This window comes from Streptomyces sp. NBC_01317, assembly GCF_035961655.1.
In the GTDB taxonomy this organism is placed as follows: Bacteria; Actinomycetota; Actinomycetes; order Streptomycetales; family Streptomycetaceae; genus Streptomyces.
Genome location: NZ_CP108393.1, coordinates 3,089,041 through 3,112,098 on the forward strand (window position 1 = coordinate 3,089,041; position 23,058 = coordinate 3,112,098).

The 23,058-nt window shown below is 69.6% G+C and carries 17 protein-coding genes; 2 read left to right on the top strand and 15 right to left on the bottom strand.

Translation table 11 applies throughout. From position 1 onward, the window contains the following. Nucleotides 1-29: 29 nt before the first annotated feature. From OG349_RS12955 to OG349_RS12980, 6 genes are all read right to left on the bottom strand, one after another. A complete protein-coding gene (locus OG349_RS12955; protein WP_327234753.1) occupies nt 30-890 on the bottom strand; it encodes a calcium-binding protein in 861 nt (286 codons plus the stop codon). A gap of 216 nt (nt 891-1,106) precedes the next feature. Then, the gene (locus OG349_RS12960; protein ID WP_327234754.1) at nt 1,107-2,582 is read right to left on the bottom strand and encodes a hydrolase; all 1,476 of its coding nucleotides are present in this window, start codon (nt 2,580-2,582) and stop codon (nt 1,107-1,109) included. An 877-nt stretch (nt 2,583-3,459) separates the two neighbouring features. Beyond that, nucleotides 3,460-3,801: a hypothetical protein gene (locus OG349_RS12965; protein WP_327234755.1), complete on the bottom strand. Its 342-nt coding sequence runs from the start codon at nt 3,799-3,801 to the stop codon at nt 3,460-3,462. Then, nucleotides 3,798-6,875: a polymorphic toxin-type HINT domain-containing protein gene (locus OG349_RS12970; RefSeq protein WP_327234756.1), complete on the bottom strand. Its 3,078-nt coding sequence runs from the start codon at nt 6,873-6,875 to the stop codon at nt 3,798-3,800. The genes OG349_RS12965 and OG349_RS12970 overlap by 4 nt, the downstream gene beginning before the upstream one ends. A 114-nt stretch (nt 6,876-6,989) precedes the next feature. Further along, nucleotides 6,990-7,136, bottom strand: coding sequence for a hypothetical protein (locus OG349_RS12975; protein WP_327234757.1), 147 nt, complete (start codon nt 7,134-7,136; stop codon nt 6,990-6,992). Nucleotides 7,137-7,255: 119 nt separating this feature from the next. Continuing rightward, entirely contained in the window at nt 7,256-9,130 is a 1,875-nt protein-coding gene (locus OG349_RS12980; protein WP_327234758.1) for a phosphoenolpyruvate carboxykinase (GTP), read from the bottom strand. A 258-nt stretch (nt 9,131-9,388) separates the two neighbouring features. On the opposite strand from OG349_RS12980, the gene trhA reads away from it, so the two are divergent. Continuing rightward, a complete protein-coding gene (gene trhA, locus OG349_RS12985) occupies nt 9,389-10,105 on the top strand; it encodes a PAQR family membrane homeostasis protein TrhA (RefSeq protein ID WP_327234759.1) in 717 nt (238 codons plus the stop codon). Between the two features lie 84 nt (nt 10,106-10,189). Then, nucleotides 10,190-10,813: a TetR/AcrR family transcriptional regulator gene (locus tag OG349_RS12990; protein WP_442806244.1), complete on the top strand. Its 624-nt coding sequence runs from the start codon at nt 10,190-10,192 to the stop codon at nt 10,811-10,813. A gap of 31 nt (nt 10,814-10,844) precedes the next feature. Here the strand turns inward: OG349_RS12990 and OG349_RS12995 are convergent, their stop codons facing one another. The 9 genes from OG349_RS12995 to OG349_RS13035 form a co-directional block, all read right to left on the bottom strand. Continuing rightward, entirely contained in the window at nt 10,845-12,275 is a 1,431-nt protein-coding gene (locus tag OG349_RS12995) for an aldehyde dehydrogenase family protein (protein WP_327234760.1), read from the bottom strand. An 11-nt stretch (nt 12,276-12,286) separates the two neighbouring features. Continuing rightward, a complete protein-coding gene (locus tag OG349_RS13000) occupies nt 12,287-14,047 on the bottom strand; it encodes an asparagine synthetase B family protein (protein ID WP_327234761.1) in 1,761 nt (586 codons plus the stop codon). Nucleotides 14,048-14,138: 91 nt separating this feature from the next. Further along, nucleotides 14,139-14,690: a hypothetical protein gene (locus OG349_RS13005; RefSeq protein ID WP_327234762.1), complete on the bottom strand. Its 552-nt coding sequence runs from the start codon at nt 14,688-14,690 to the stop codon at nt 14,139-14,141. A 61-nt stretch (nt 14,691-14,751) separates the two neighbouring features. After that, complete coding sequence (locus OG349_RS13010) at nt 14,752-15,600, bottom strand: hypothetical protein (RefSeq protein ID WP_327234763.1); 849 nt, start codon at nt 15,598-15,600, stop codon at nt 14,752-14,754. Nucleotides 15,601-15,656: 56 nt separating this feature from the next. Then, complete coding sequence (locus OG349_RS13015; protein WP_327234764.1) at nt 15,657-16,454, bottom strand: cupin domain-containing protein; 798 nt, start codon at nt 16,452-16,454, stop codon at nt 15,657-15,659. Between the two features lie 58 nt (nt 16,455-16,512). Continuing rightward, nucleotides 16,513-17,556 (bottom strand): hypothetical protein, encoded by a 1,044-nt coding sequence (locus OG349_RS13020; protein WP_327234765.1) that lies wholly within the window; start codon nt 17,554-17,556, stop codon nt 16,513-16,515. Between the two features lie 241 nt (nt 17,557-17,797). Next, nucleotides 17,798-20,266, bottom strand: a complete 2,469-nt coding sequence (locus OG349_RS13025; protein ID WP_442806245.1) for a galactose oxidase-like domain-containing protein — start codon at nt 20,264-20,266, stop codon at nt 17,798-17,800. Continuing rightward, nucleotides 20,263-21,507 (bottom strand): polyprenol monophosphomannose synthase, encoded by a 1,245-nt coding sequence (locus OG349_RS13030; RefSeq protein ID WP_327234766.1) that lies wholly within the window; start codon nt 21,505-21,507, stop codon nt 20,263-20,265. Before OG349_RS13030 ends, OG349_RS13025 begins: the two co-directional genes overlap by 4 nt. Next, entirely contained in the window at nt 21,504-23,051 is a 1,548-nt protein-coding gene (locus tag OG349_RS13035; protein ID WP_442806381.1) for an ArnT family glycosyltransferase, read from the bottom strand. Before OG349_RS13035 ends, OG349_RS13030 begins: the two co-directional genes overlap by 4 nt. Between the last annotated feature and the right edge of the window lie 7 nt (nt 23,052-23,058).

The window sequence follows — 23,058 nt, forward strand, 5'->3', positions numbered from 1 at the left end:
CGGAGCGGTCCCCCGGCCAACGCGACCTGTCAGTCCTGACGGACGACGTTCTTCCCGGCGCCGCCGGAGAGCGTGTCCTTGCCGGCGCCGCCGTACAGCTTGTCGTTCCCGGTGTTCCCGTACAACACGTCGGCACCGCTGTTCCCGTACAGGACGTCATTGCCCTTGCCGCCGTACAGCGAGTCGTTGCCGTTCCCCCCGTACAACGAATCATTGCCGTCGTCGCCGGACAGGGACTGGGCGCCCGCAGCACCGCGGATCACGTCGTTCCCTTTCCCGCCCTGCACGATGTTGTCGCCGCCAGTGGCGGAGAGCGTGTCGGCGCCGTCACCGCCCAGGATGGTCCCGTACTTGCCGACCGTGATGGTGTCGTTGCCGGCCTGACCCGAGACGTGATTGCCGTCGATCCCGCTGTTGCCGGTCAGCTTGTCGTTGCCGGGGCCCAGGTCGACGCTGTTGAAGAGGAAGATCTGACCGGTGGTGTTGTTGATGCTGACGGTGTCGTTGCCGTCACCGAGGCGCATCTCCAACGCGGCGTACGGGTCCTGGCTGTCCACACCACTGACCGTGCAGACGACCTTGGTGCGGTCCGTGCCGACGGGATGGACGCAGCCACGCCCCGCGCTGATCGGGATGACGTCGTCGATCACATAGCTGACCTCCGTACTGCCCTTGACCAGCGACTCCTTGACGGCGGGCTTGTTCGTCTGTCCGGCGGCGGCCGTGTAGGTGAGCTGCCAGCCGTACGAGTTGACCTCGGCGGTGGCGGAGGGCGCCGCGGCAACGGCGGCGGGGGCGAGGGCGGCCGGAACGGCAAGTCCCGTGCCGAGGACCAGAGTCAGCGCCGAGGCTGCACGCAGGTATCGGCGACTGATGAGATACGAGAGCATGTCGCGGCCTCCATAAGGCAGTTGTGGTCTCTTGCTCTTGCACACCACAAACATGACTTCCGGCGCGAGAAATTGGTTGCCCTCAATGGCGAATCCCCAAGGGAACCAAATAGACAATCAACAAAGAACGGAGAATGAACAGCCGCACGCACCGGCCGCCAAATACCCAGGGAACCCATAGCATTTGGCGGCCGAGAGGCGCAAACGAACCTTCGTTCAGCTGACGTTGAGCGCGGTGTCGTCCACCACGAACGACGTCTGGAGCTTGGAGCCTTCCGTGCTGGTGAACTTCAGCGTCACCGACTGGCCGGCGTAGGCGCTGAGGTCAAGGGTGCGCTGGGTGTAGCCGGTCGCCGCGTTGACGTTGGAGTACGTCGCGGGGGTGCCGAGGACGGTGCCCGAGGAGTTCAGGACCTGCACCTTGAGCGTGTCGTACGCCGTCGTGCCGGTCTCGGCGGTGTCGATGTGCAGCCAGAAGCTCAGCGAGGCGGAGCAGTTGGCCGGGATCGTCACCGACTGGGAGAGCGTCTCCGTACCTGCCGTACCCGCGCCACCGAGCCACGCCTTGTACGAACCGGAATGGGACGCCTTCGCGGTGCTGGAGGTGATCACGCCGGACGTGGCGCTCCACCCCGAAGTGCCCGACTCAAAGCCGGGGTTGGCGAGCAGCTGGCCCGACGTGGTGCAGGTGCCGCCGCCACCCCCGCCACCGGTGCCCGTACCGGACAGCCACGCCGTCGCGTTCAGGGCGAGCGCGGCGTTGGTGGCCGACGAGTCGTTCCAGCCGTCGTAGAGGGTGTCGCCCGAGGCGCCCGTACCGTCGTCGACCGGCGAGCTGTCACCCCAGATCGCCACCCGGCCGCTGCCGAACGTGCTGGTGACGAAGAAGGCGCCGGTGGTGCCGGTGGTGCTGTAACCGGAGCGCCAGAGAAGGCCCTTGACGGCCGGGTTGTCGGCCGGCTTGAGGGTGAAGGTGGTGCCGTTGGCGATCAGGCTGCCGGTCACCTTGCCGAAGGAGCCGTTCAGGACCGGGTTCGAACTGTCGCTGATCGCCTTCGGGTTGCCGGAGGCGACGTTGAGCTTGTCGACCGAGAAGCCGAACGGGTTCGTGTTGTCCACCCCGTTGCTGGTCATCAGGTCGTTGATGATCATGGGCGAGTCGTAACCGTCGTTGTTGCGGTCACTGACGTCGTGGTCGGAGATCAGGAAGAGCCCGCCACCCGCCTGTACGAACTTCATGACCGCGGTCTTCTCCGCCGTGCTGAGCCGGATGTTGGGCTCGGGCAGGACGAAGGTGTCGAAGTTCTTGAGGTCGAGGGCGCCGGAGCCGCCGTAGGTGATGGTGTTGCCGGCCGGCAGGGTCTTGAGCGAGTAGTCACCGGTTCTCTGGAGCGCGACACCCCACGCGGAGAGGCCACCGGTCCAGTCGGTCTCCTTCGTGGGGGTGGAGTCCTGGCCGAGCGGGTCAGGCTGGCTGGAGCCGATGACCCAGTCGGCGTTGCCGGCCTGCTCGGCCTTCGAGTTGTCGAAGAGCACGCGGTGCGTGGCGGCAGCGGCGGCGGGAGCTGCGGGGACAGCGGCGCGGGCGGCCGGGCCGGCCGCCTGGGCGGAGTAGCCGGCGCCCGCGGTGACCAGACCGAGGGACGCCGTGGCGGCGATGAGCAGGCAGCGGGACTTCACGGATCCAAGCATCCGTCAACCTCCGTGTGGGGGTGGAGTGATGGGACGAGAGGCGGTGCGAGGGACCACTCTGCGCGCGTAGACCCCGGCTTGGAAGACCTTTTTGCCAAAGCTCGATGAACGTTGTACGTCCCCCGGGCACCAGACCGTACCGAGAAGGCCGTACCGGACAATCCGGCCCGCCCCTTGGCCTCGCTACGATCTCGGGACGATCCCCACGACCCCGCCCAACGCTCAACTTGCGGACCTGAGAAGGCCAATATCACCTGCACGCGCCAGCACGGGAGGAACTGACCACGTTGTCCACCAAGACCCGGTCCTCCGAACGCCGCACCACCCTCCCAACCCGCTGCCTCAAGTCGCTGAAGCACCACCACGAACAGCAGCAGCGTGACCGTCACATGGTAGGCACCGAGTGGCTGCACAACGGGCACGTGTTCACTACGCCACAGGGCAGGACCATCGACCGACCAACCCCACCCGCGCCTTCACCACGCCCCTCCGCAAGGCCAGGCCCGTCACATTCCTTTCCACGACGTCCGGCATTCCATTGCCCACCCTGCCCCTCGAGCAAGGCGTCGAACTCGTCGTCTCCAAGGAACTACTCGGCCGTACCCACATCGGCGCCACCGCCACCGTCTTAGCGCATGTCCGACTTCGCCTCCCGCGCGCACCATCAGTACGGCCGTTGATGGTCCCGTCAACAATGAATCGGCCCACGACGACGGTAACGACCCGGCGCAGTGCGGAGCCACCGTCCACTGACCTTGCCGCCGACGAGTGCCGACACTGCAGCCAGGAGGCCCGCCAGGCCCCGCCTGGCGGGCCTCCTTGTTCACTCCTGCGAATACCGCTCGGGCTCTACGGCCGCCCGCTCCGGAAGGATGCCCTAAAGAAATGTCTCGAAGTCATCAAGTGCATCCTGCGCCCGCCCTTCAAACCCCGGCACTTCCGTCATACGTTTCACCTGCATCACTGTACGAGGATTACAGATTTCCCCATGAATTCGGGCTAGATGCCCGAAGCAGGTGACTGCAAGGAGTTTCACTTGATCGTCGAAGTCCCCATCAAGGCAATCCAAGAGAACACTCTCCACCCAAGCGCCGTCCGGGTCATTGAACGTCAACGACAAGAGCGCCTCCGTCGCTTGATCCACTGAACCGTTAGCAATTACGGCCAGCATTTCAGCGCGCCACTCTCGATCAGCCCGTGCAGAATCTTGTGACCTCACCCTATGACCCTCCCTCTCCTGTCGACGAGACCCGCTCGCCTCAGGGAATTCTGCATGTCAATATGGAGATCGCCCCATCCGCGGACGTGCCCGTGATAAATATCATTCGTTCCTCCGCCACCACACTTGCATGGCCGCTGGACCGTACGATCCAGGACAACAATCTCTCCGTTTTCGACGTCGACCCCGACTCTCCGAGGAGAGGTCCCCTTTACCGGGACTGAGTTATCCAAGGCAGCCTGGCCATTCTGCGGCTCAGCGCTATTTGTTCCCCTGGAGCTTCCGCGGGCCGAAGCACCGTGCTTCCCACCAGCTTCATAGAGAGATCCACCGCAGTTGTGAACGAGGACCGGCGTGGCCCCCGCCAGAACATAGTATGTGTGGAGGTCGGCGATCGTGAGGTTGTAGACCGTTGCAGGTCGGGTCTGGCGCTCGAGGGCTGTGATCTGGACGCGTGCTCCACCAGTGCTGGTCTGGAGGTGCTGTCCCGCACGGAGATCGGTGGCGTCGATCCACTCGTGGAGTTCGGGGACCCAGAACGGGTGACCGTCGGTTGCGGTGACGGTTGTCGTGCTCGAGCCGCGCTTGTTGCTGATACGGAGAGCGATCTTGACGAGATTCTTGAGGCCCTTCCCCTTGATCTCGGCTGTGACCTTTTTCGGTGTGGTCTTGCCGGTTTCCGGGTCAGTGGCGAGCACCTTGTCGCCGACCTTGAGGTCTTCGATGGGCTTGGTGGTGCCATCCTCGAGAAGAACCTTCGTGCCAGGAGTGAAGCTGTTGCACTGGCCCTTAGTTGCCCCCGCCGACCATCTGCCGACGCTGCCCTCTCCACCGCCTGCCGCTATCTGCGCAGAAACGCCGGCGAGCACAAATGCTTTCGCGGAGCTAATCGACTTCGGGCAGCCGTCTACTTTTCCGCAGATTATGAATGAGAGACGCTGGATATCCTCTGCGGCTTTTTCGGGCTGGTCTTCAAATTCTGGGTTGGTGATCCAGCTTGACGTCTGCCCTGGCCGGAGGTCGTTTCTGGTGATTGCTTCGTTGAGCTTTGTCTTGTAGTCGTCGGCGTATTTCCAGTCGGCAGGTACGTGAATATTGGGGAAGACCATGACCGTACCGGGCTTGATACTGGGACTGATGGGTGCCGCGCTCCAGCCGCTGCTCTCCCACCAGCCGTCGTCGTAGCTGTCGCCGTCGCAACCGGGGCAGCCCCAGGAGGGGTCGTTGAGGGGTTTTCCGCTTTGGGCTGCCGGGCTGTTGCCGTACTGGAGGCCGCCGCCGCATTCAGCCGGCGAGGCGCAGGCCATGAGGCCGCTGGGGTCGCTCTGGGTGATGGGGCTGTTCTCCGCGTAGGAGTAGCCGTTCATCTGCTGGGGGTTCGCCGTGTCGAGGAGCGGGTCGACGGAGAGGAAGCGGCCCGTGCTGGAGTCGTATTCGCGGGCGCCGAGGTGGGTCAGGCCGGTGGAGGTGTCGTTGGTGCCGCCGACGAAGTTCTTGGTTCCGGGCCAGGTGGTGGGTTGAGTGCCGCGAGGGCTGCCGAAGGGCTGGGTGCGGCGCTGTGTGAGGGTCTGGCTGTTGGAGGTAACGGCGAGCTGGCCAGTGCCTTGGTGGTCAGCGATGGTGAAGGAGACAGCGCCGTTGTTGTCCTGGACAGCCTGGTTCCCTTCGCCTATGTCGATGTAACGGGTGGCCTTGGGGGTGGTGGTGCCCTTGGCGACGGTGATTTCGGTGTGTCCGAGGTAGAGAGTGGTCTCGGTGGGAGTACGGGCGATCAGACGGTTGCCGTCGGCGTCGTAGAGGTAGTCGGTGACTTTGTCGCCACCTTCGCCCGCTTCGGTGACCTTGGCGAGGTGTCCTTCCACGTCCCACAGGAGGCTCTGCGTGTCTCCGGAGACGGTGCGGGTGGTGGTGTTGCCCGTCTCGTCGTACGTGTAGCTGTCCTGCGAGGTGACGGTCGGACCAGTGGTCGTCACGGAGTCCAGGGCATGGGGCCGAGGCTGTCCCGCGTCGGGGTAGTCGTAGGTGCTCTTGAGATCCTTGCTGCTGTCACCGGCGGTGTCGTGACGAGTCTCGGTGAGCCTGTTGCCGGTCTTGTCGTAGGTGTAGCTGTTCCAGTACGGAGCCGGTCCGGCGATGGTCTGGCCGACCGGTGTGGTGGCGCAGGCGGTGTCGGGTTCGGTCCAGGCCTCGGTCAGGCGGCGCAGATGGTCGTAGGTGTAGCACTGGTTGTCCGTGCCCGACCGGGAAACGTCCGCGGCGGAAAGGATGTTGCCGATCTGGTCGTACCGGTACGTGAGGTACTTGTCGACACCGGGGATGGGCAGTCGGTCGACCCGTGTGTTCGCCAGCCGTCGGGTTCCCCGCTCGTACTCATTGGTGATCACCGTCCTGGTGCCGTCGCTGTTGTCGCCGAGTTCGTGAACGAGCGGCTTGCCGGTGAGGCTGTAGGAGGTGGTGGTGCTGTACCCGTTCCCGATCATGGCAACGGGACGGAGCGTGTTCGTGTCGTAGGTGAGGCTGTAGCTCCCGCCGGGCAGGGCGCCCGCGGCCGAGTAGCTCACTCCACCCACCACTCCGGAGGGCTTGTACGAAACTCCGGTCTGATACGTACCGGCGAGGCCGCTCCGGGCAGCCCAACGGATCTCCGCGCCGAAGAAGGCTGTGACCAAGGACTGGCGCCTCACTGATCCGGCGCCCAGCGGGAGGCCGCCGTCCTCCACGAGGTACCACCGGTGCCCGCAGCGTCCGTGCGCCCAGCGTTCCAGGATGAGCGTCGGTGTTGTGCTGTCCACCGCAGCTCGGGCCGTCACCTCTGTCCAATACCCACCGTCCGCGGGACGAGAGACAGTCGGCTCCTCCTCTTCCTCTGCCCAGGAGGGAACCCTCACCGGATACAACCCCATCTTCTCGATCTCCGTCAGAGATCCGAGCGCACTCTCCTGAATCTGCACCGCCAGGTAGAAATCCGTATCAACCCCTATCCGCAACACATCGCCGCTCTCCAGCCAGGCCACGTTCGTGCCGTCGCGCAGGTTTTCCCTGAGCAGTCGCAAGGCAGCCGCCAGGTCGATCACCCGGCCGTCGTACGCCACTCCGAGCCATGAAGGCCCGGGGACATTCAGGATGACGTGCCGCAGGGTGAAACGATCCACGCCGACGGCCTTCGCCAGCAGCTCGACCGCCGAGATCTAGAGATCCTCGGTCCGTTGATACTCCTCGGCGGTGAGGACACGGCCGTCGAACGATGCTCCGATGTCGTCGTACGACATCCAGTCGTCGACCTCACCACGGCGTCTCGCTTCGTCGTACTTGGAGATGAGCAGGAAAGCAGTCACGGGCGGATTCTCCCCCGGACGCGGGACGAGTCCCTCGGCAGAGGCAGGGATCCCCACGACATGGAAAAGCCCCCGCCGGCCGTCGGGGTCACGCAGGCCGGGCGGGGGTTTCGGCGGCGTCAGGACAGGCGGTTCACCAGGGCGTCGTACTCGTCCCAGAGGGCCTTCGGGGTGTGGTCGCCGAAGGTGTTGAGGTGGCGGGGGATCAGGGATGCCTCGTCGCGCCAGACCTCCTTGTCCACCGTCAGGAGGAAGTCCAGCTGAGTGTCGGTGAGTTGCAGGCCCTCCGTGTCCAGGGACGCCCTTGTGGGCAGGATGCCGATGGGGGTTTCCACGCCCTCCGCCGTGCCCTCCAGGCGTTCCACGATCCACTTCAGGACGCGGCTGTTCTCGCCGAAGCCGGGCCACACGAAGTGGCCCTCGTCGTCCTTGCGGAACCAGTTCACGTAGTAGATCTTCGGCAGGGCCGCCGGGTCCCGGCCCTCGGCCACCTCCAGCCAATGGGCCATGTAGTCACCCATGTTGTAGCCGCAGAACGGCAGCATCGCGAAGGGGTCGCGGCGCAGTTCGCCGACCTTGCCCTCGGCCGCCGCCGTCTTCTCCGACGCCACGTTCGCGCCCAGGAAGACGCCGTGCTGCCAGTCGAACGACTCCGTCACCAGGGGTACGGCGGAGGCGCGCCGGCCGCCGAAGAGGATCGCCGAGATGGGTACGCCCCGGGGGTCCTCCCACTCGGGCGCGATGATCGGGCACTGGCCCGCCGGGACGGTGAAGCGGGCGTTCGGGTGGGCGGCCGGGGTGTCCGACTCCGGTGTCCAGTCCTGGCCCTTCCAGTCCGTGACGTGCGCGGGCGCCTCCTCCGTCATGCCCTCCCACCAGATGTCACCGTCGTCGGTGAGCGCCACGTTCGTGAAGACGGAGTTGCCCCACAGCGTCTTCATCGCGTTGGCGTTGGTGTGTTCGCCCGTGCCGGGCGCGACGCCGAAGAAGCCGGCCTCGGGGTTGATCGCGTACAGCCTGCCGTCCTCCCCGAACCGCATCCACGCGATGTCGTCGCCGATGGTCTCCACCGTCCAGCCGGGGACGGTCGGCTCCAGCATCGCGAGGTTCGTCTTGCCGCACGCGGACGGGAACGCGGCCGCGACGTACTTCGACTCCCCCCGGGGCGGGGTGAGTTTGAGGATCAGCATGTGCTCCGCGAGCCAACCCTCGTCGCGTGCCATGACGGAGGCGATGCGCAGCGCGTAACACTTCTTGCCCAGCAGGGCGTTGCCGCCGTAGCCGGAGCCGTACGACCAGATCTCGCGGTCCTCGGGGAAGTGCGAGATGTACTTGGTGGAGTTGCACGGCCACGGCACGTCCGCCTCGCCGGGGGCGAGCGGCGCGCCCAGCGTGTGGACGGCCTTGACGAAGTCGCCGTCCTCGCCCAGCTCTTGGAGTACGGCACTGCCCATGCGGGTCATCGTGCGCATCGAGACGGCGACGTACGCGGAGTCCGTGATCTCGACGCCCATGGCCGCGAGCGGCGAACCGATCGGGCCCATGCAGAACGGCACGACGTACATCGTCCTGCCGCGCATCGCGCCCCGGAAGACGCCGTCCTCACCGGCGAAGACGGCCCGCATCTCGGCGGGGGCCTTCCAGTGGTTGGTCGGGCCCGCGTCCTCCTCCTTCTCGGAGCAGATGAACGTACGGTCCTCGACGCGCGCCACGTCGGACGGGTCCGAGGCGGCGTAGTACGAGTTCGGCCGCTTGACGGCGTCGAGCTTGGTGAACGTGCCCTGAGCGACCAGCTCCCCGCACAGGCGCTCGTACTCCGCCTCGGATCCGTCGCACCAGACCACCCGGTCCGGCTGGGTGAGAGCGGCGATCTCCTCGACCCAGCGGTTCAGCTCACGGTGGGGGGACGGAGAGGAAGAGACGAGAGGGGCGAGGGGCGTGGTGCTGGGGGCCGTTGTCGGGAAGGGGGAGGGAGCCGCGATGTCGCGCGCCACGATTGCTCCTAAATGAGGGATTTGAGGTTGTCTACCCCGTGGGGGCCTCGACCCGGACGCCTTCGTAGCCCGCTCATCCGGTGCCGACCACACTCATTTGATCATCCGACGATAGCGCCCATCTGTCCATAGGGCCTCACATGTGAGCATGACCACTGCCGCGCGGCGGCCACCGGCACCCGCGAGCCACCTCCCGGTCACCCACCCGCCCGCTTTGTACTGAAACGTAACCTACGGTGGCGTAGGTAGCATGACCGTATGACTCCCGCCGCACCCGACTCCTACGCGAACCCCCCACAGCCCGCCGAAGGGGGACCGGTCGAGATCCAGCTGCCGAGCCCGGTCAAGCCCAAGCTGCGCGGCTGGCTGCACGCGGGCATGTTCCCCGCCGTCCTGGTCGCGGGAGTGACCCTGATCGTCCTGACGGACTCGGTACGGGCCCGGGTCGCCTGCGGGATCTACGTCCTGACCGCCTGCCTGCTCTTCGGCGTCAGCGCCATATACCACCGGGGTACGTGGGGGCCGCGCGGCGAAGCCGTACTGCGCCGGCTCGACCACGCCAACATCTTCCTCATCATCGCGGGCACCTACACCCCGCTGACCATGCTGCTGCTCCCCGACGCGTCGGGCCGTGTCCTGCTCTGGGCCGTCTGGATCGCCGCGCTGGCCGGCATAGCCTTCCGGGTGTTCTGGGTCGGCGCCCCGCGCTGGCTGTACACCCCCTGCTACATCGCGCTCGGCTGGGCCGCCGTCTTCTTCCTGCCCGACTTCATGCGGGCCGGTGGCATCGCCGTCCTCGTCCTCGTGGTCGTCGGCGGTGTCCTCTACAGCGCGGGCGGCGTCATCTACGGACTCAAGCGCCCGAACCCGTCACCGCGCTGGTTCGGCTTCCACGAGGTGTTCCACTCCCTCACCCTGGCCGCCTTCATCGTGCACTTCATCGGGATCTCGCTGGTGGCGTACGAGTACTCCTGAGCCACGCACACCCATCCTCTGCCCGGCAGCCGCTGTCATTTGACAGTGGCTGCCGAAGAATCGCTGTGCCGGACAATGGGGATCATGGCCGCCCCCTCACCTCACCCGCTCCAGGACCCCCCGCCGCGCCCCGGCCTCCGCGAGCGCAAGAAGCTCAGGACCAGGACCGGGATCCGCCGGGCCACCTACCGGCTCATCGCCGAACAGGGGTACGAGGCGACCACCGTCGAGCAGATCGCGCGGGCGGCCGAGGTCTCCGCCTCCACGGTCTTCCGCTACTTCCCGGCCAAGGAGGACATCGTCCTCTGCGACGCGTACGACCGCGTCCTGGCTGCCGGGTTGCGCTCGCGGCCCGCCGGGGAGTCACCCCTGGACGCGCTGCGGTTCACCCTCACCGACGCCCTGCGCACGCTCCTGGCGGAGGAGCACGACGAGATCGTCCAGCGCACCCGGCTGATGGTGGAGGTCCCCGCGATCCGCGCCCGGACGGCCGAGACCAGGGCGGTGACGGGCAGCCTGCTCACCACCGTGCTGGCCGAGCGCACCGGCCGGGAGCCCGGGGACCTGGAACTGCGCGTCCTCACGGCGGCGGTCCTGGGCGCGCTGGGCGAGGCGGCCCTGTACTGGGGCGAGCACGGCTGCCGCGACGATCTGCTCACCCTGGTCGGCCGCGCGTTCGACACGCTGGAGAGCGGGCTGCGGCTCTGAGGAAGGCAACCGCAACCGGACGTAAGACCCCTCACCCGAACCGGGGCGTCAGCCGTACCCGCGCCGTGATCGTCTTGGGCCGCTGGTACTCGTGCAGCGCCAGCGTGCTGAGGTCCGTACCGTGCCCCGACGCGCCCCGGCCCCCGTGCGGCAGCTCCGCCGTCTGGACCAGGTGGCAGTTGAGCCACGCCTCCCCCGCGTTCAGCCGGGCCGCCAGGTCCAGCCCCGCCGCGATGTCCCGCGTCCACACACTCGCGGCCAGCGCCTGCGGCACCCCGTTCGCCAGGGCGACGGCCGCGTCGACACTCTCCGCCGCCTGTACGGTCAGCAGCGGGCCGAACACCTCTTCCACCACGGCCGGATCGTCGTCGGGCAGCTCGGAGAGCACCCGCGCCGGACGCCAGTAGCCGCCCTCCTCCCCTTCCGCCGGGACGAGTTGGCCGGCCGCCGACACCTTCGCCGCCGAGCGGGCCACGATCCGGTCGTAACGCGCCGCCTGGTCCGCGTTGTTGAGCGGACCGAAGTCCCGCCCCGCCTCCCGCTCGCGCATCGCCCCGGCCAACTGGGCGACCACCGAAGCGTGGTTCTCGCGCAGGGTGATCACCCGGGCGGGTACGGCGCAGCTCTGCCCGGCGTTGTACGTGGTCGCCTCGGCCAGTTCCTTCCAGGTGTCCTCCGGGGCGTCCGGCAGGACAACTACCGGGCTGTTGCCGCCCAGTTCGAGGCTGACGCGCCTCGTGCCGGCCCGTGCCGCCACCTCCGCCCCGGCGACCGCGCTGCCGGTGAAGGCGATCAGGTCCACGTCCGCCGCCACCAGCAGCCGCCCGGTGTCCCGGTCGCCCGGCAGCGTCTGCACCACACCGTCGCCGAGCGCCTCGCGCGCGTGCTCGGCGAGGAGCAGCAGCGAGTCGGGGGTGGTCTCGGCGGGCTTGACGACCACCGTGTTCCCGGCGGCGACGGCGGGGGCGCAGCGCCAAGCGGCCATCATCAGCGGGTAGTTCCAGGGCACGACCACGGCGGCGACCCCGAGCGGCTCCCAGCGGACCCAGCTCTCGTGGCCCGCGACCAGGCCGCCCGCCGCCGGGGACGCCTGGGTGCGCGCCGCCCAGGCGTAGAAGCGGAAGAGGTCCGCCGCGTTCTCCACCTCGCCGGCCGCCTCGTGGAACGGCTTGCCCGTGCCCGCCCGTTCGGCGGCGACGTACCGTTCCGCGTGCTCCTCGATCAGGCCCGCCAGCCGGTCCAGGCGCCGGGAGCGGTCCCTCGGGGTCAGGGCGCGCCAGCCCGCGTGGGCGAGGCGGCCGGCGGCGACCACGGCGGCGACGCGCCGCTGCCGCGCGGCGGCGGAACTGCCCCGTACCTGTCCTGTACGGGGGTCGAGCAGCGGGACCGGTTCGGCGAAGTCGGTGTCGGCGAGGCCGGCGTGACCGAAGTCGCTGTCCGCGAAACCCTGAGTGGCATCCATCGTGTCCTCCGTCAGCTGATGTCGTAGGCCCGCAGCCACAGTTCGAGGGTCAGTACGAGCCAGAGCTTGCCGCCCTGCCGGGGCAGCAGCGCGCCCTCGCCCCGCATCCACGCGCGGACGGTGTCCTGCCGGAAGAGCCCCCGGGCGCGCGCCTCCCGGCCGAGCAGCAGGTCACCGGCCAGTTCGCGCAGCGGCCCGCCGAGCCACTGCTGGACCGGGACCCGCATGCCGCTCTTGGGCCGGTCCACGACCGTGCCGGGCAGCAGGTCCCGTACGGCCTCCTTGAGCACCCACTTCTCCACCGCCCCGTTCAGTTTCCACCGGGGCGGCGTCGCGAAGGCGTGGTCCACCACGCGGCGGTCGAAGAGCGGGGAGCGGCCCTGGACGGACTGCGAGGAGGTCAGCCGTTCGACCTTGGTGAGGATGTGGTGGGCGCCCTTGGTCCGCAGGTTGCAGTGGAGCAGCTGGTTGAGGAGGTGGTCCATCCGGCCGTCCCCGGGCGCGGGCCGCAGGTAGGGCGTGACGAAGCGCTGCGGCGCGGGGGCGGTGGCCAGGGCGTCCAGCGCGCCGGGGGTCAGCAGGTCGGGCAGATCGGTGAAGCACTTGCGGTACGAGCGCAGATACGCCGTCTCGCGCGCGTCCTCGGCTTCCCCGCCCGGCAGTTGGCGGCGGTGCATCTCGTTCACCAGCATCGGCAGGTTCTTCGGGCCGCCGAACACCGGGTCGCCGCCCTCCCCGTTGAGGACAACCCGCAGTCCGTCCCCCGCCACAGCCTCGGCGAGCATCAGATTGGGTACGGTCAGCGGATCGCCCACCGGGCTGTCGAGCAGGGCCGCCGCCTCCGCGAGACGCGCGGCGACCGCGTCGCCGGACACCGAGAGCACCCGGTGCCGGGTCCCGCAGTGGGCGGCGACGAGGCCCGAGTACCCGAGTTCGTTGGGGAGTTCGGCGCCGAAGCTGATGGAGTACGTGTGCACGGGGTGGGAGTGCAGCTTGGCGGCGAGGGCGGTCACCAGCGAACTGTCCACACCACCGGAGAGCAGCACCCCCACGGCCTCGGCGTCGGGCAGCCGCATCGCGGTCGCCTCCTCCAGCAACTCCCGTAGCCGCAGGGCGTACGACTCCCCCGAAGCCCCACCGGCGCCGAGTTGTTCCGCCGGCTCCCAGTAGTGCTCCTCCGACACCGAGCCGTCGACCGCGAGGCGCAGACAGCGGCCCGGCAGCACCTCCCGTACCCCTCGCAGCAAGGTCTCCTCGCCGGGCAGGTAGGCGAAGGTCAGGAACGACCGTACGGCGGCCAGTTCGAGGCCCGTGCCGAGCGCGGGCCACCGGCGCAGGGCCCGTAGCGAGGTCGAGGCAGCCCAGCAGTCCCCGGCGCGGGCGTAGAAGAGGGTACGGGCACCCACCTGGTCGCGGATCAGGACGAGATGGCCCTCCTCCTGCACGGCCAGCGCGAACATGCCCTCCGCCGCGAGGATCCCCGCCGCGCCGAGCCGTACCCAGCAGCGCAACAGCAGCTCCCCGTCCGGGCAGTCGGGCGGGGCGGGCGAACCGGCCGTGGCGAGGGCGGCGAACAGCACGGGCCGGTTGTGGAGCGTGACCTCGCCGACGGCGGTACGCCCGTACGCGCTGAACGGCCCGGTGGCGTAACCGGGTTCGTCCTCGATCAGCGCCAGCGGGGGCGCGCCGTCGCGCACCGGGAGGCCCATCGCCGCCAGTTGGTCCCTGGCCCGTCCGGGCTCCGCCGCCAGGCAGGCGCAGAAACGCGCCATGGTCACCTCTCCCGCTCGTCGTTCTGTACATCTCCGAAGGCCACTGCGAACTCGCCTTGCCGCAAGGCGCGTTCAGGGGGGACCGGTCGGCTCACCCGAAGTCGTCGTCGTTCCAGCCGTCGCCGTCGTCGGAGTCCCAGTCGCCCGTGTCCGCGTATCCGCCGCCCGAGTCCCCGCCCGACGAACTCTGCGCGGCCTCCTGCCGCTGCCGCAGTTCCTCTTCCTCTTCCGGGGTGAGGGTCGACGGCGGGTAGTGGGCGGCCGTGATCGCGAGGGCGGCGAGGCCCAGTCCGCCGAGCACGACACCGACGCGCCCGCCGAAGGAGGTCCGGTTGACCATGACCGTCTCGCCCTGGCCCCAGACCGTGCGGCCGTAGCCGATGTCCCGGCCGTAGGTCACCCGCCCGTCCTCGTGGACCCGTTTGATGATGCGCTCGCCGAGGAGTTCGTCGGTGCCGGAGGCGCCCCGGTTGTCGCGCCAGCGCACCTTGCCGCCGTCGCGCCGCCGCCACTCCTCGCGCCCGCGCCGGAAGTCGCCGTCAGGGTCCGCGTCCGTGTCCGTGTCCGCGTCCGCGTAGACGCGGTGGACGGTGCCGTCGGCGAGCAGGTCGTCTCTGTACGGGATTTCGCGTGGCCGGTTCATCGTCTCTGGTCCTCGGTTCGCCTGGTCCTCGGTGTGCCTGCTCGGTTTTCTGCCGGGGCGGTCAGTTCGCCGGCCAGGTCATGAATCCCGCCGTACGGAGTTCCCGCAGGCCGGTCCACACGGAGTGGGCGGGCGTGCGCGGTCCGCGCACCAGGCGCTGGACCGTACGGAGCAGCCGCGCCGGGTGTACGGCCTCCACCTCGGCCGTACGCCCCCGCGCCAGCCAGTCCCGCTCACGCCGGTCGAGCCCGGCGGGAAGCGTGGCCTCACCGGGCGAACGCGCCGGATCGCGCGCCGCGTTGAGCCGCATCGCGATCGCGTGGCGCGGGACGAGCCCGAGCGAGGCCACCCGTACCCCCGGATGGTCGGCGCGCAGGCGTGCGGTCAGCGCGATCCCGGCCACGCTCGCGTCGTGCAGGACATGGACCGTGGCGCCCTCCACCCGCGCGAGCCCGGCCAGCAGCCGGGGGTCGAGCGGCAGGTCGTCGGCGGCGAGCACGGGGCACGCGGCCTCCAGGTGCAGGTCGTTGGCGAGGAGCATGCGGGCCACGGAGCGGCTCTGGCAGACGAGCAGGCGGGGCAGACCGTAGTCGTAGAGGTCGGGCTCGGGGGACCCACCGTCCGGCGCACCGAAACCCGGCGCCGGGTCCGGCCCCAGCAGCCCCGGCAGCCCCGGCAGCCCCGGCAGCCCCGGCGCCTCACCCCGCCGCCGCGCCAGTGCCTCCTCGAACCGTCCGTACGGTACGGGCGGGGCCGGTGTGAACGGGAGCGCGCGCGGCAGCCGGCCGACGGGACGTACCACCCGGCACAGCTCGTAGTACAGCTGACGCTCGGTGAACCGGATCCGCCCGGGCGCCCCGGCGCGCGCGACGGCGGTTTCGAGCGCCCGGCCCAGGAGCCGCCCGCGCACGCCGGGCGCGCCACCCCCTCCCCGTACGCCCCCTACCCGTACCTCTCCTCCCCCTGTCACCGCGGCCCCTCCAGCGCCGACGCCACCCGCCGCAGCCCCGCCGCCAGGCGCTCGCGCCCGGTGGTGGTGCCCACGCCCTCGACCCGCTGGACGCGTTCGATGTCCCGCAGGGCGGCCGCGAGCAGCCCGAAGTCCGTCCCGACGCGGCTGACCGTCCCCACGGCCCGGCGCGGCTCGCGCACGATGTCCTCGGTGGCCCGGCGTTCGGCCTCCGACGCGGTGATCGCGTAGTCCTCGTGGTCGATACCGAAGCCGGTGTTGGCGGCGAGGATGTTCAGCGGGCGCCCGCCCCGGTTGGCGAAGGAGTGGGGCATCATCTCCGGGATCCGGATCATCGCCCCCGGGACCAGCCGGATCTCGGTGACCCGGCCGCGAGCGGCGTCGTACAGACCGCAGGACGCGTGGCCGAGGCTGAGGACGACGTGCTCGCCGCCGTGCGCGTGCGGGGTGAACGCGCTGCGCGGGCCGACCACCCCGAGTTTGAAGGTGGCGTTCGACGGGCGCTCCGGGGACGTCCCCGCGTCACCCACGAGATAGTGGGCGAACTGCCCGGCGTCGATGAACGGCAGGAACTCCTCACGCGGGCCCAGCTCCCGCGCCCCCTCCCGGTCCGCGAACAGCACCCGCCCGTCGGCGCCGAGCCGGAACACCTCCACGCCGAAGGGGAGCCGCTGGGAGAGCCGCTCCATGTCCCGCACCGCACCGCGCACCCAGCCCCGCGGTCCCTGTCCCTGTCCCTGCCCGTGGCCGTGCCCCTGCCCTTGCCTGCCGGGGCCGGCGTCCGTGTGGGACATCAGCGCCCCCTCTCGCTCAGCTTGCCTGGTTCGGTACGAAGCTCATGCCGCGCCCCCGTCATGCCCGGCCCGCGTCCGGCCACGTCAGGAAGCCGAGCGCCTCGGCCTTGCGCCGGTCCGGGTCGCCCCCGGGGTCCGTGACCCGTTCCAGGACGGCCGAGACGGCCTTCAGGAGTGTCGCGGGCCGCGCGCCGACCAGCGGGCTCCACCAGCCGTCGAGCAGCCACATCAGCTCCTCGGACGTCAGCGTGCCGGCGGCTCGCAACCGCCGGATGGCCCCCGGCTCAGGGGCGGTCCCGTGGGCCACCACCGCGCCCGGCGCGTGCATGACGACGCGCGGGCGCAGCCCCGCGTCGACCACCCGCCGTCCCGGGAGCGCGTCCCGGACGGCGAGCACCTGCACGCTGCCGATCGCTCCCGCGTCGTGCAGCACGACGACGGGCACGTCGTTGGGCAACGCCTGGACGGTGGTGGCGATCTCGACTCCGTACCGCGCGGGAATGTCGTTGGCCGCCAGGAAGGACGCGACGGCCAGGTCCGCGCAGAGGAGTGCGGCCCGGGGCCGTTCGGGCCGGGGCGTGCGGCGCAGGGTCGCGTCGTCCACGACGCCGGGGGGCAGCTCTCCGTACGCGAACTTCCAGCGGGCCATGGCCTGTTCGCGGAAGGGGCTGAGCGGAAGCGTGTCGTACCGCTTCCTGCCGTCCCGTACGTTCCCCACCGCCGCGATGAAGGCGCCCACGACAAGGAGCGCGCCGAGCGCGGTCAGGATGTACCCCTCCCCACCGATGGCGACTCCCGCGACGCCCAGCCCGCCCCCCACCGGCAGCCCGAACGCCACGCATCCGATCGCCGAGGGGACCCCGCTCCCGGGGCCGCGCACGGAGTGCAAGGTCTTGCGGGACAGCGCGAACCAGAGCTGGCTCTCGGTGATCTTCATTCGGCCGTTGTCGGTCAGCTTCGTGGCCACACGCAGGAAGCGGGCGTCGTGGAGCCGCAGGGAATTGGCCCTGGGCTCCAGGGCGAACGCCTTATGGCACTTGGAGCAGGTGTAGGAGGGGCGTTCCTTGTAAAGGACGTTCTCCTGGCAGTGCGGGCATATCACCGAGGTCCCCCCGTCGGTCCGTCGATCACGGCCACACCCTCACGGTGTCAGGGTCACGGGCCACGATCGCCGCCCCATCGTAGATCCGTTGCGGGAACGCGGCCAGAGTCGGACGTACGACTCTCCGTGGAAGCCGTCATGAACAATTCGCCGGAGGCGCCGGGCATACGGGTGCCCGCCACAGCCGCGGGGCGGCGGCTGTGACGGGCGCCCGGGACGTCGAAGCGCACCGGCCCCGGTCTCAGGACCTCGTGCTCTTCACATCTCCCTTCCCGCACGCGGAGCCGTCCCTGTTCGGGTCGAGCCTGAGCGGGTCGTCCTTGCCGTTGACCTTCAGCCGGCCGTACTCGTTCGCCGCCAGCCAGTCGCAGCGCGCCTTCGTCGTCGCCTTCACCGTGTCGGGGAAGACCGTCGGGACACAGACGTTCGCCGAGCCGTAGTGCCGGTCGCAGCCAGCGATCTGCTTGCTCACCGGCGCCGAAGTCCGCTTCTTCTGCGGCTTCTTGGCGGGCTTCGCCAGGTCACCGGCGAAGTCGTGGACGTGGGCCGAGTCCGCCGCCTTCGCGGCGAGCGCCGGCGGGCCGCCCAGGTGCACCCACTTGGCAATCGAAGGAATGCCGTTGGCGTCGACCGCGAACAGCATGTACCAGCCGGGCGGCGCCAGGTTCGGGTTGCTGGTGACGTTGAGGTCGACGTTGTTGCCGTCGACAGTCAACGGCAGGTCCACGAACCGCTGGTTGGGGTCCGACGAGTGCGTCACCGCGGCCGGCCGGATCAACTCCGCCTTGGCGATGGGCCGGTCGACCGTGATGCGCTGCGTGTCGCCGTACAGCCACTCGGTGTCGATCAGCGAAGTGATCCGCGGGCGCGGGCCCTTGAGCAGGTACGGCGGGGTGTAGAGCGAAACGGCTTGGTTCCAGGTGCCGTTGCCGGGGTTGTCGCCCGTCGTCATGACGCGGCCGTCGGGGAGCAGGAACGCGGACGAGTGGTAGCCGCGCGCCTCCGGGTCGGCCGTGACCGGGTCGAAGGTGTTGGTCACGGGGTCGAACAGGGACGACTCGTACACCGGGTTGGCGCGGTTGTGCAGCGCCCCGCCCGTCTCCAGCACCTTGCCGTCGGGCAGCAGCACGGCGGAGCCGTACATCTTGCCCTGGCCGCCGGTCTGCGGCTGCGGCCCCGCGCCGAGGTCGACCGTGCCCTGGGGCAGCGGCGGTCCCGCGACGTACTGCGGGCTGGGTGCCTTGAGGTCGATCAGGTCGGTGATGCGGTTCGCCTCCGGGTTGGAGTCGATGTTGCCGCCGCCGATGGTCAGCACCCGCTGGTCCTGCGCGGGCGGCAGCAACACGCTGGCCGACTGGTCGCGTTCGTCCTTGTTCCGCAGGCCCGGGATGTCCGTGACGGTGTTGGTGTCGTAGTCGTAGATCGCGGATCCGGTGCCCGGGGTACCGTTGCCGAAGACATGGCTGCCGGAGTAGAAGAGGCGGCCGTCCTGCATGAGGATCATCGACGGGTACAGGCCCCAGTACGACCAGGTCTGGTTGACCTGCCAGAGCGGCAGCCACTGGTTCTGCGCGGCCGACCAGCGCTCGGCGGTGACCGATCCGCTGGAGTCCTCGCGCAGCCCGCCGAACGACAGCACGTCACCGTTGCCCATGACCGTGGCGGACGGGTACCAGTGGCCGTCGTTCAGGTCGTTGGTCCTGGTGTACGCCTCCGTGTCGGGGTCGAAGATGTACGAGTCCTTGAGCCCCTGGTAGCCGATCGTGCCGTCCGCCGACGGGTAGCCCTTGTTGCCGCTCATCACCAGCACCCGGCCGTCGGCCAGTTGGACATGGCCGGAGCAGAACATGTCGTCGGGGGTGGGGATCGTACGGTAGGTGCCGGTCTCGGGGTTGTAGACCGCCGAGGTGAACGTACCGGCCTCGAAGTTCTCGGTGCTGTTTCCCGAGCCCGCGATCAGCAGGACCTTGCCGTTGTTGAGGACCACCGAATGCATCGAGCGCACGGGGTTGTCGGTGGGCAGGACCTCCCACCGGCCGTCGGCGCACTCCACCGTCGTGCCGGTGCAGGTCGGCTCCAAGGTGGGCGGGGCGACCTCCTCCATCACGTAGTCGTCGGTGGTCACACTGCCCGTGCCGTACACGGAGACACCCCAGGTGATCCGGTCGGTGCCGGGCGGGATCTCGGGGGTACGGACCTCCGCGCGCTGGTAACCGGCGCTCAGGTCAAGCGTCTTGAGGTCGGTCCAGTACTGCCAGCCGGCCGTGGTGTCGTGCCGGAAGAGCGTGACCGACACATCGGGGGTGGTGGACTTGTACCAGAGCGAGAGGTCGTACTGCTTGCCGGGCGCCACGGCCGGGGCGCACGCCGCCGTCTCCGTGATCAGCGCCTTGCGGTCGCCGTCGGCCCGGCGGGTCAGCTCGACCTTCAACGCCTTGGTGCCGGAGTGGGCGTCCGCGACGGTGGCGAAGGTGAAGTCGTTGTCGCCCCAGCCGGACTGCTCCCAGCAGTACGGCATGGTGTCGCCACCGGTCCCGGCGGTCTCGAAGCCGGGGTTCTTGATGAGGTTCGTCCCGGCCGCCGCCGGCTGCTGGGCGCTGAGGAACAGCCCGGCGGTCAGGGCGGCGACGGCGAGCAGGGCGGTACGGCGCCGGGGGCGCGGGGGCGTACGAAATCCGTTACGGACACGGCTCGTTCTCAGAAATCTCACCGGCTGATCCTCTCCGTACGAGCACGCGTCACGGCCACCCGGCTCCGCGCCACCGTCCGCCCCGCCGCGGCGGCACGCCGCTCCCGCTTGGGCAGATAGACCAGCGCCTCCGTGCCCGCGAACCGCAGGACGAACGTCGCCAGCAGCGCGCACGCCGTCGCCGTCAGCACCCCCATGGAGAACTGCGAGACGAACAGCGCGATCAGCGGGATGCGCAGCAGCAGGTCGGCGTTGGCGAGCAGCGCGAAGCGGCCCACCCGGTCCGCCCAGTGCCGGTGGACCCGCCGGCTGCGGAAGAGCAGCACCTCGATGAGGACGAAGTTCCATATCACGCCGAACTGGTTGGCCAGCACCTCGGCAGGCAGGTAGTGCAGCCCGGCCGCCGTCAGTCCGGCCAGCGCGAGCAGGTTCGGTACGAAGCCGGTCAGCCCGATCAGTCCGAAGGCCAGCATCCGGGCGACCGGCGAGGCCGTCCGCAGCTCCACCAGGTGGCGCAGGAAGCGCAGGCCCTCCTTGGCGGACGACTTGGACTCGCCGGCGAACCGGTCGCGGAAGACGAACGGCACCTCGGTGGGCTGCTCGGGCCGGCACCGTACGGCCAGCTCCAGCAGGATCTTGTAGCCGAGCGGCCGCAGCGCCTCGGAGGTGACGGCACTGCGCCGGATCGCGAAGAATCCGCTCATCGGGTCGCTGATGCCGCGCAGGCGCCCCGGGAAGATGCCCTTGGTGAGCCAGGTCGCGGCGCGGGAGACGGCGACGCGGTAGCCGCCGGCCAGTCCGGCCCGGCTGCCGCCGTCGATGTAGCGGCTGGCGACGACGAGGTCCGCGGACTCCCGCTCGCCCGCCGCGACCAGGTCGGGCACGAGGGCGGGCGGGTGCTGGAGGTCGGCGTCCATGACGACGATCCACTCGGAGCCCGCGGCCTTGAGGCCGACGACGACGGCTCCGCCGAGTCCGCCGTCCGGGGTCTCCCGGTGGATGACGCTGACCGGGAAGGGGCAGTCCTGCGCGGCGGCGGTGATCACCGCGGGGGTGTCGTCCGTCGAGTCGTCGACGAAGAGGACTTCGCAGGGCAGTCTGGCCGGGACGGCGTCGGTGAGCTGGCGGAGCAACTCCCGTACGTTCCCTGACTCGTTGAAGGTCGGGATGATGACGGTGACGGCTCCGGGCTCGGCCACGGCCGTCGCTTCCAGCTCCGGGTCGCCGAGCTCGCCGGCTCCGACGGGGGGAAGAATGCTCATCGCTTGCCTCCCACGATCTGCCGGATCTCGATCCGGTCCTCGCCGGCGCCGAACACGGCGACGGCGGTCGAATGGTTGAGGGCGTCCCGGACGTTGGGCAGGTCGCGGGCGTCGCGCCGTACGGTCGGGGAGGCGACGACGTAGTCGAGGTCGCGCCACCCTCCCGGCATGGTCTTGGTCACGGCGGGGTCGAGGTCCGCCTTGTAGAACCAGATCGCGCCCAGACCCGGTTCATACCCGGCGTGGACCAGGTCGAGCCACAGCGCGTCGTCGACCAGCACCCGGGCCGAGGACGGGTCGGGCACTTCCTTCGCCATCCATGAAGCGGCCGCCCGGTAGGGGGCGTTGGCGTCGGCGGTGATCGCGGTGTGGTTGCCGTCGTACCACCGCGGTACGACGTACACGAGCGAGGTCGCGGCGAGCACGCCGAGGGCCGTCCAGCGGGCGACGGTCAGCGTGCGGCCCTCCTGGGGCCCGCGTCGTTTGCGGAGGATCGCGTGGGTGATGCTCGCGGCGCCGCCCGCCAGCACCAGGGCGAGGAACGGCAGCCCCTGGATGACGTACATCGCGGGCAGGTAGCCGGTCGGGCGCAGCGCCACGAGGGTGAGGATCACCACGGCGAGGGCCGGTCCGGCGAGGGCGCGGGCGGTGACGGACCAGCGCAGGGTGAGCATGAGCAGGACGGCGCCGGCGATCCCGCCGAGCGGCAGGATCCGGTCGTAGTAGAGCCAGGAGCGCAGGACGCCGTTGGAGCCCGTACCGCTGTCGAGTACAAAGCCGGAGCCGGGGCGGCTCATCTGGTAGACGATGCCGTCCCACAGCGACACGTGGCCGGCCCCCGCCAGCAACTCCCCTTTGAGCAGGGCGAAGAGGGGGTACGACAGGCCGATCAGCGCGCAGGCGGTGATGGCTCCCGTCACCGCGAACTTACGGGTGTCGCGATGGCTGTGCCGCCACATGGTCACCAGCAGCGCGGGCAGGATGACCAGCATGGTCTCCTTGGTGAGCACCGCGACGGCGGCGGCGAGACCGGCGGCGAAGTGGTGCCAGAGATGGCGGTTGGGCGAGGCCGCGAGGCAGAACGCCAGCAGCATCCACATCACGGCGATGTTGTCGAGGAAGATCTCCCGCTGGAGCACCACGGACAGCGGGGACAGTCCGAACAGGACCATCGCCAGGCCGGCCGCCCAGCGCGGCAGCCACAGCCGGCGGGCGAGTATGTAGAGCAGTACGGCGCTGGCCGCGCTGACGACCAGCATCGAGAAGCGCATCGGCGCGACGGTCATCGACTCGGGTGAGATGAGCGACGGCAGCCAGGTCAGGAACGCGATCTGCATCCAGCCGAGCGGCGGATGGTCGTACCAGTACGTGTAGTGGGCGAGGCCCTTGCCTTCCTGGACCGCCCAGGCCTGGGCCAGGTAGGTGCCCTCGTCGTCGCTGAGGGTGGGGTAGTGCTGGATGTTCCAGCCCTGGACGATCAGGATCGCGACGAGCAGCACACCGCACAGCAGCAGATCGGACCGCGAGCTCCTGAACCGCACCACCGGGCGG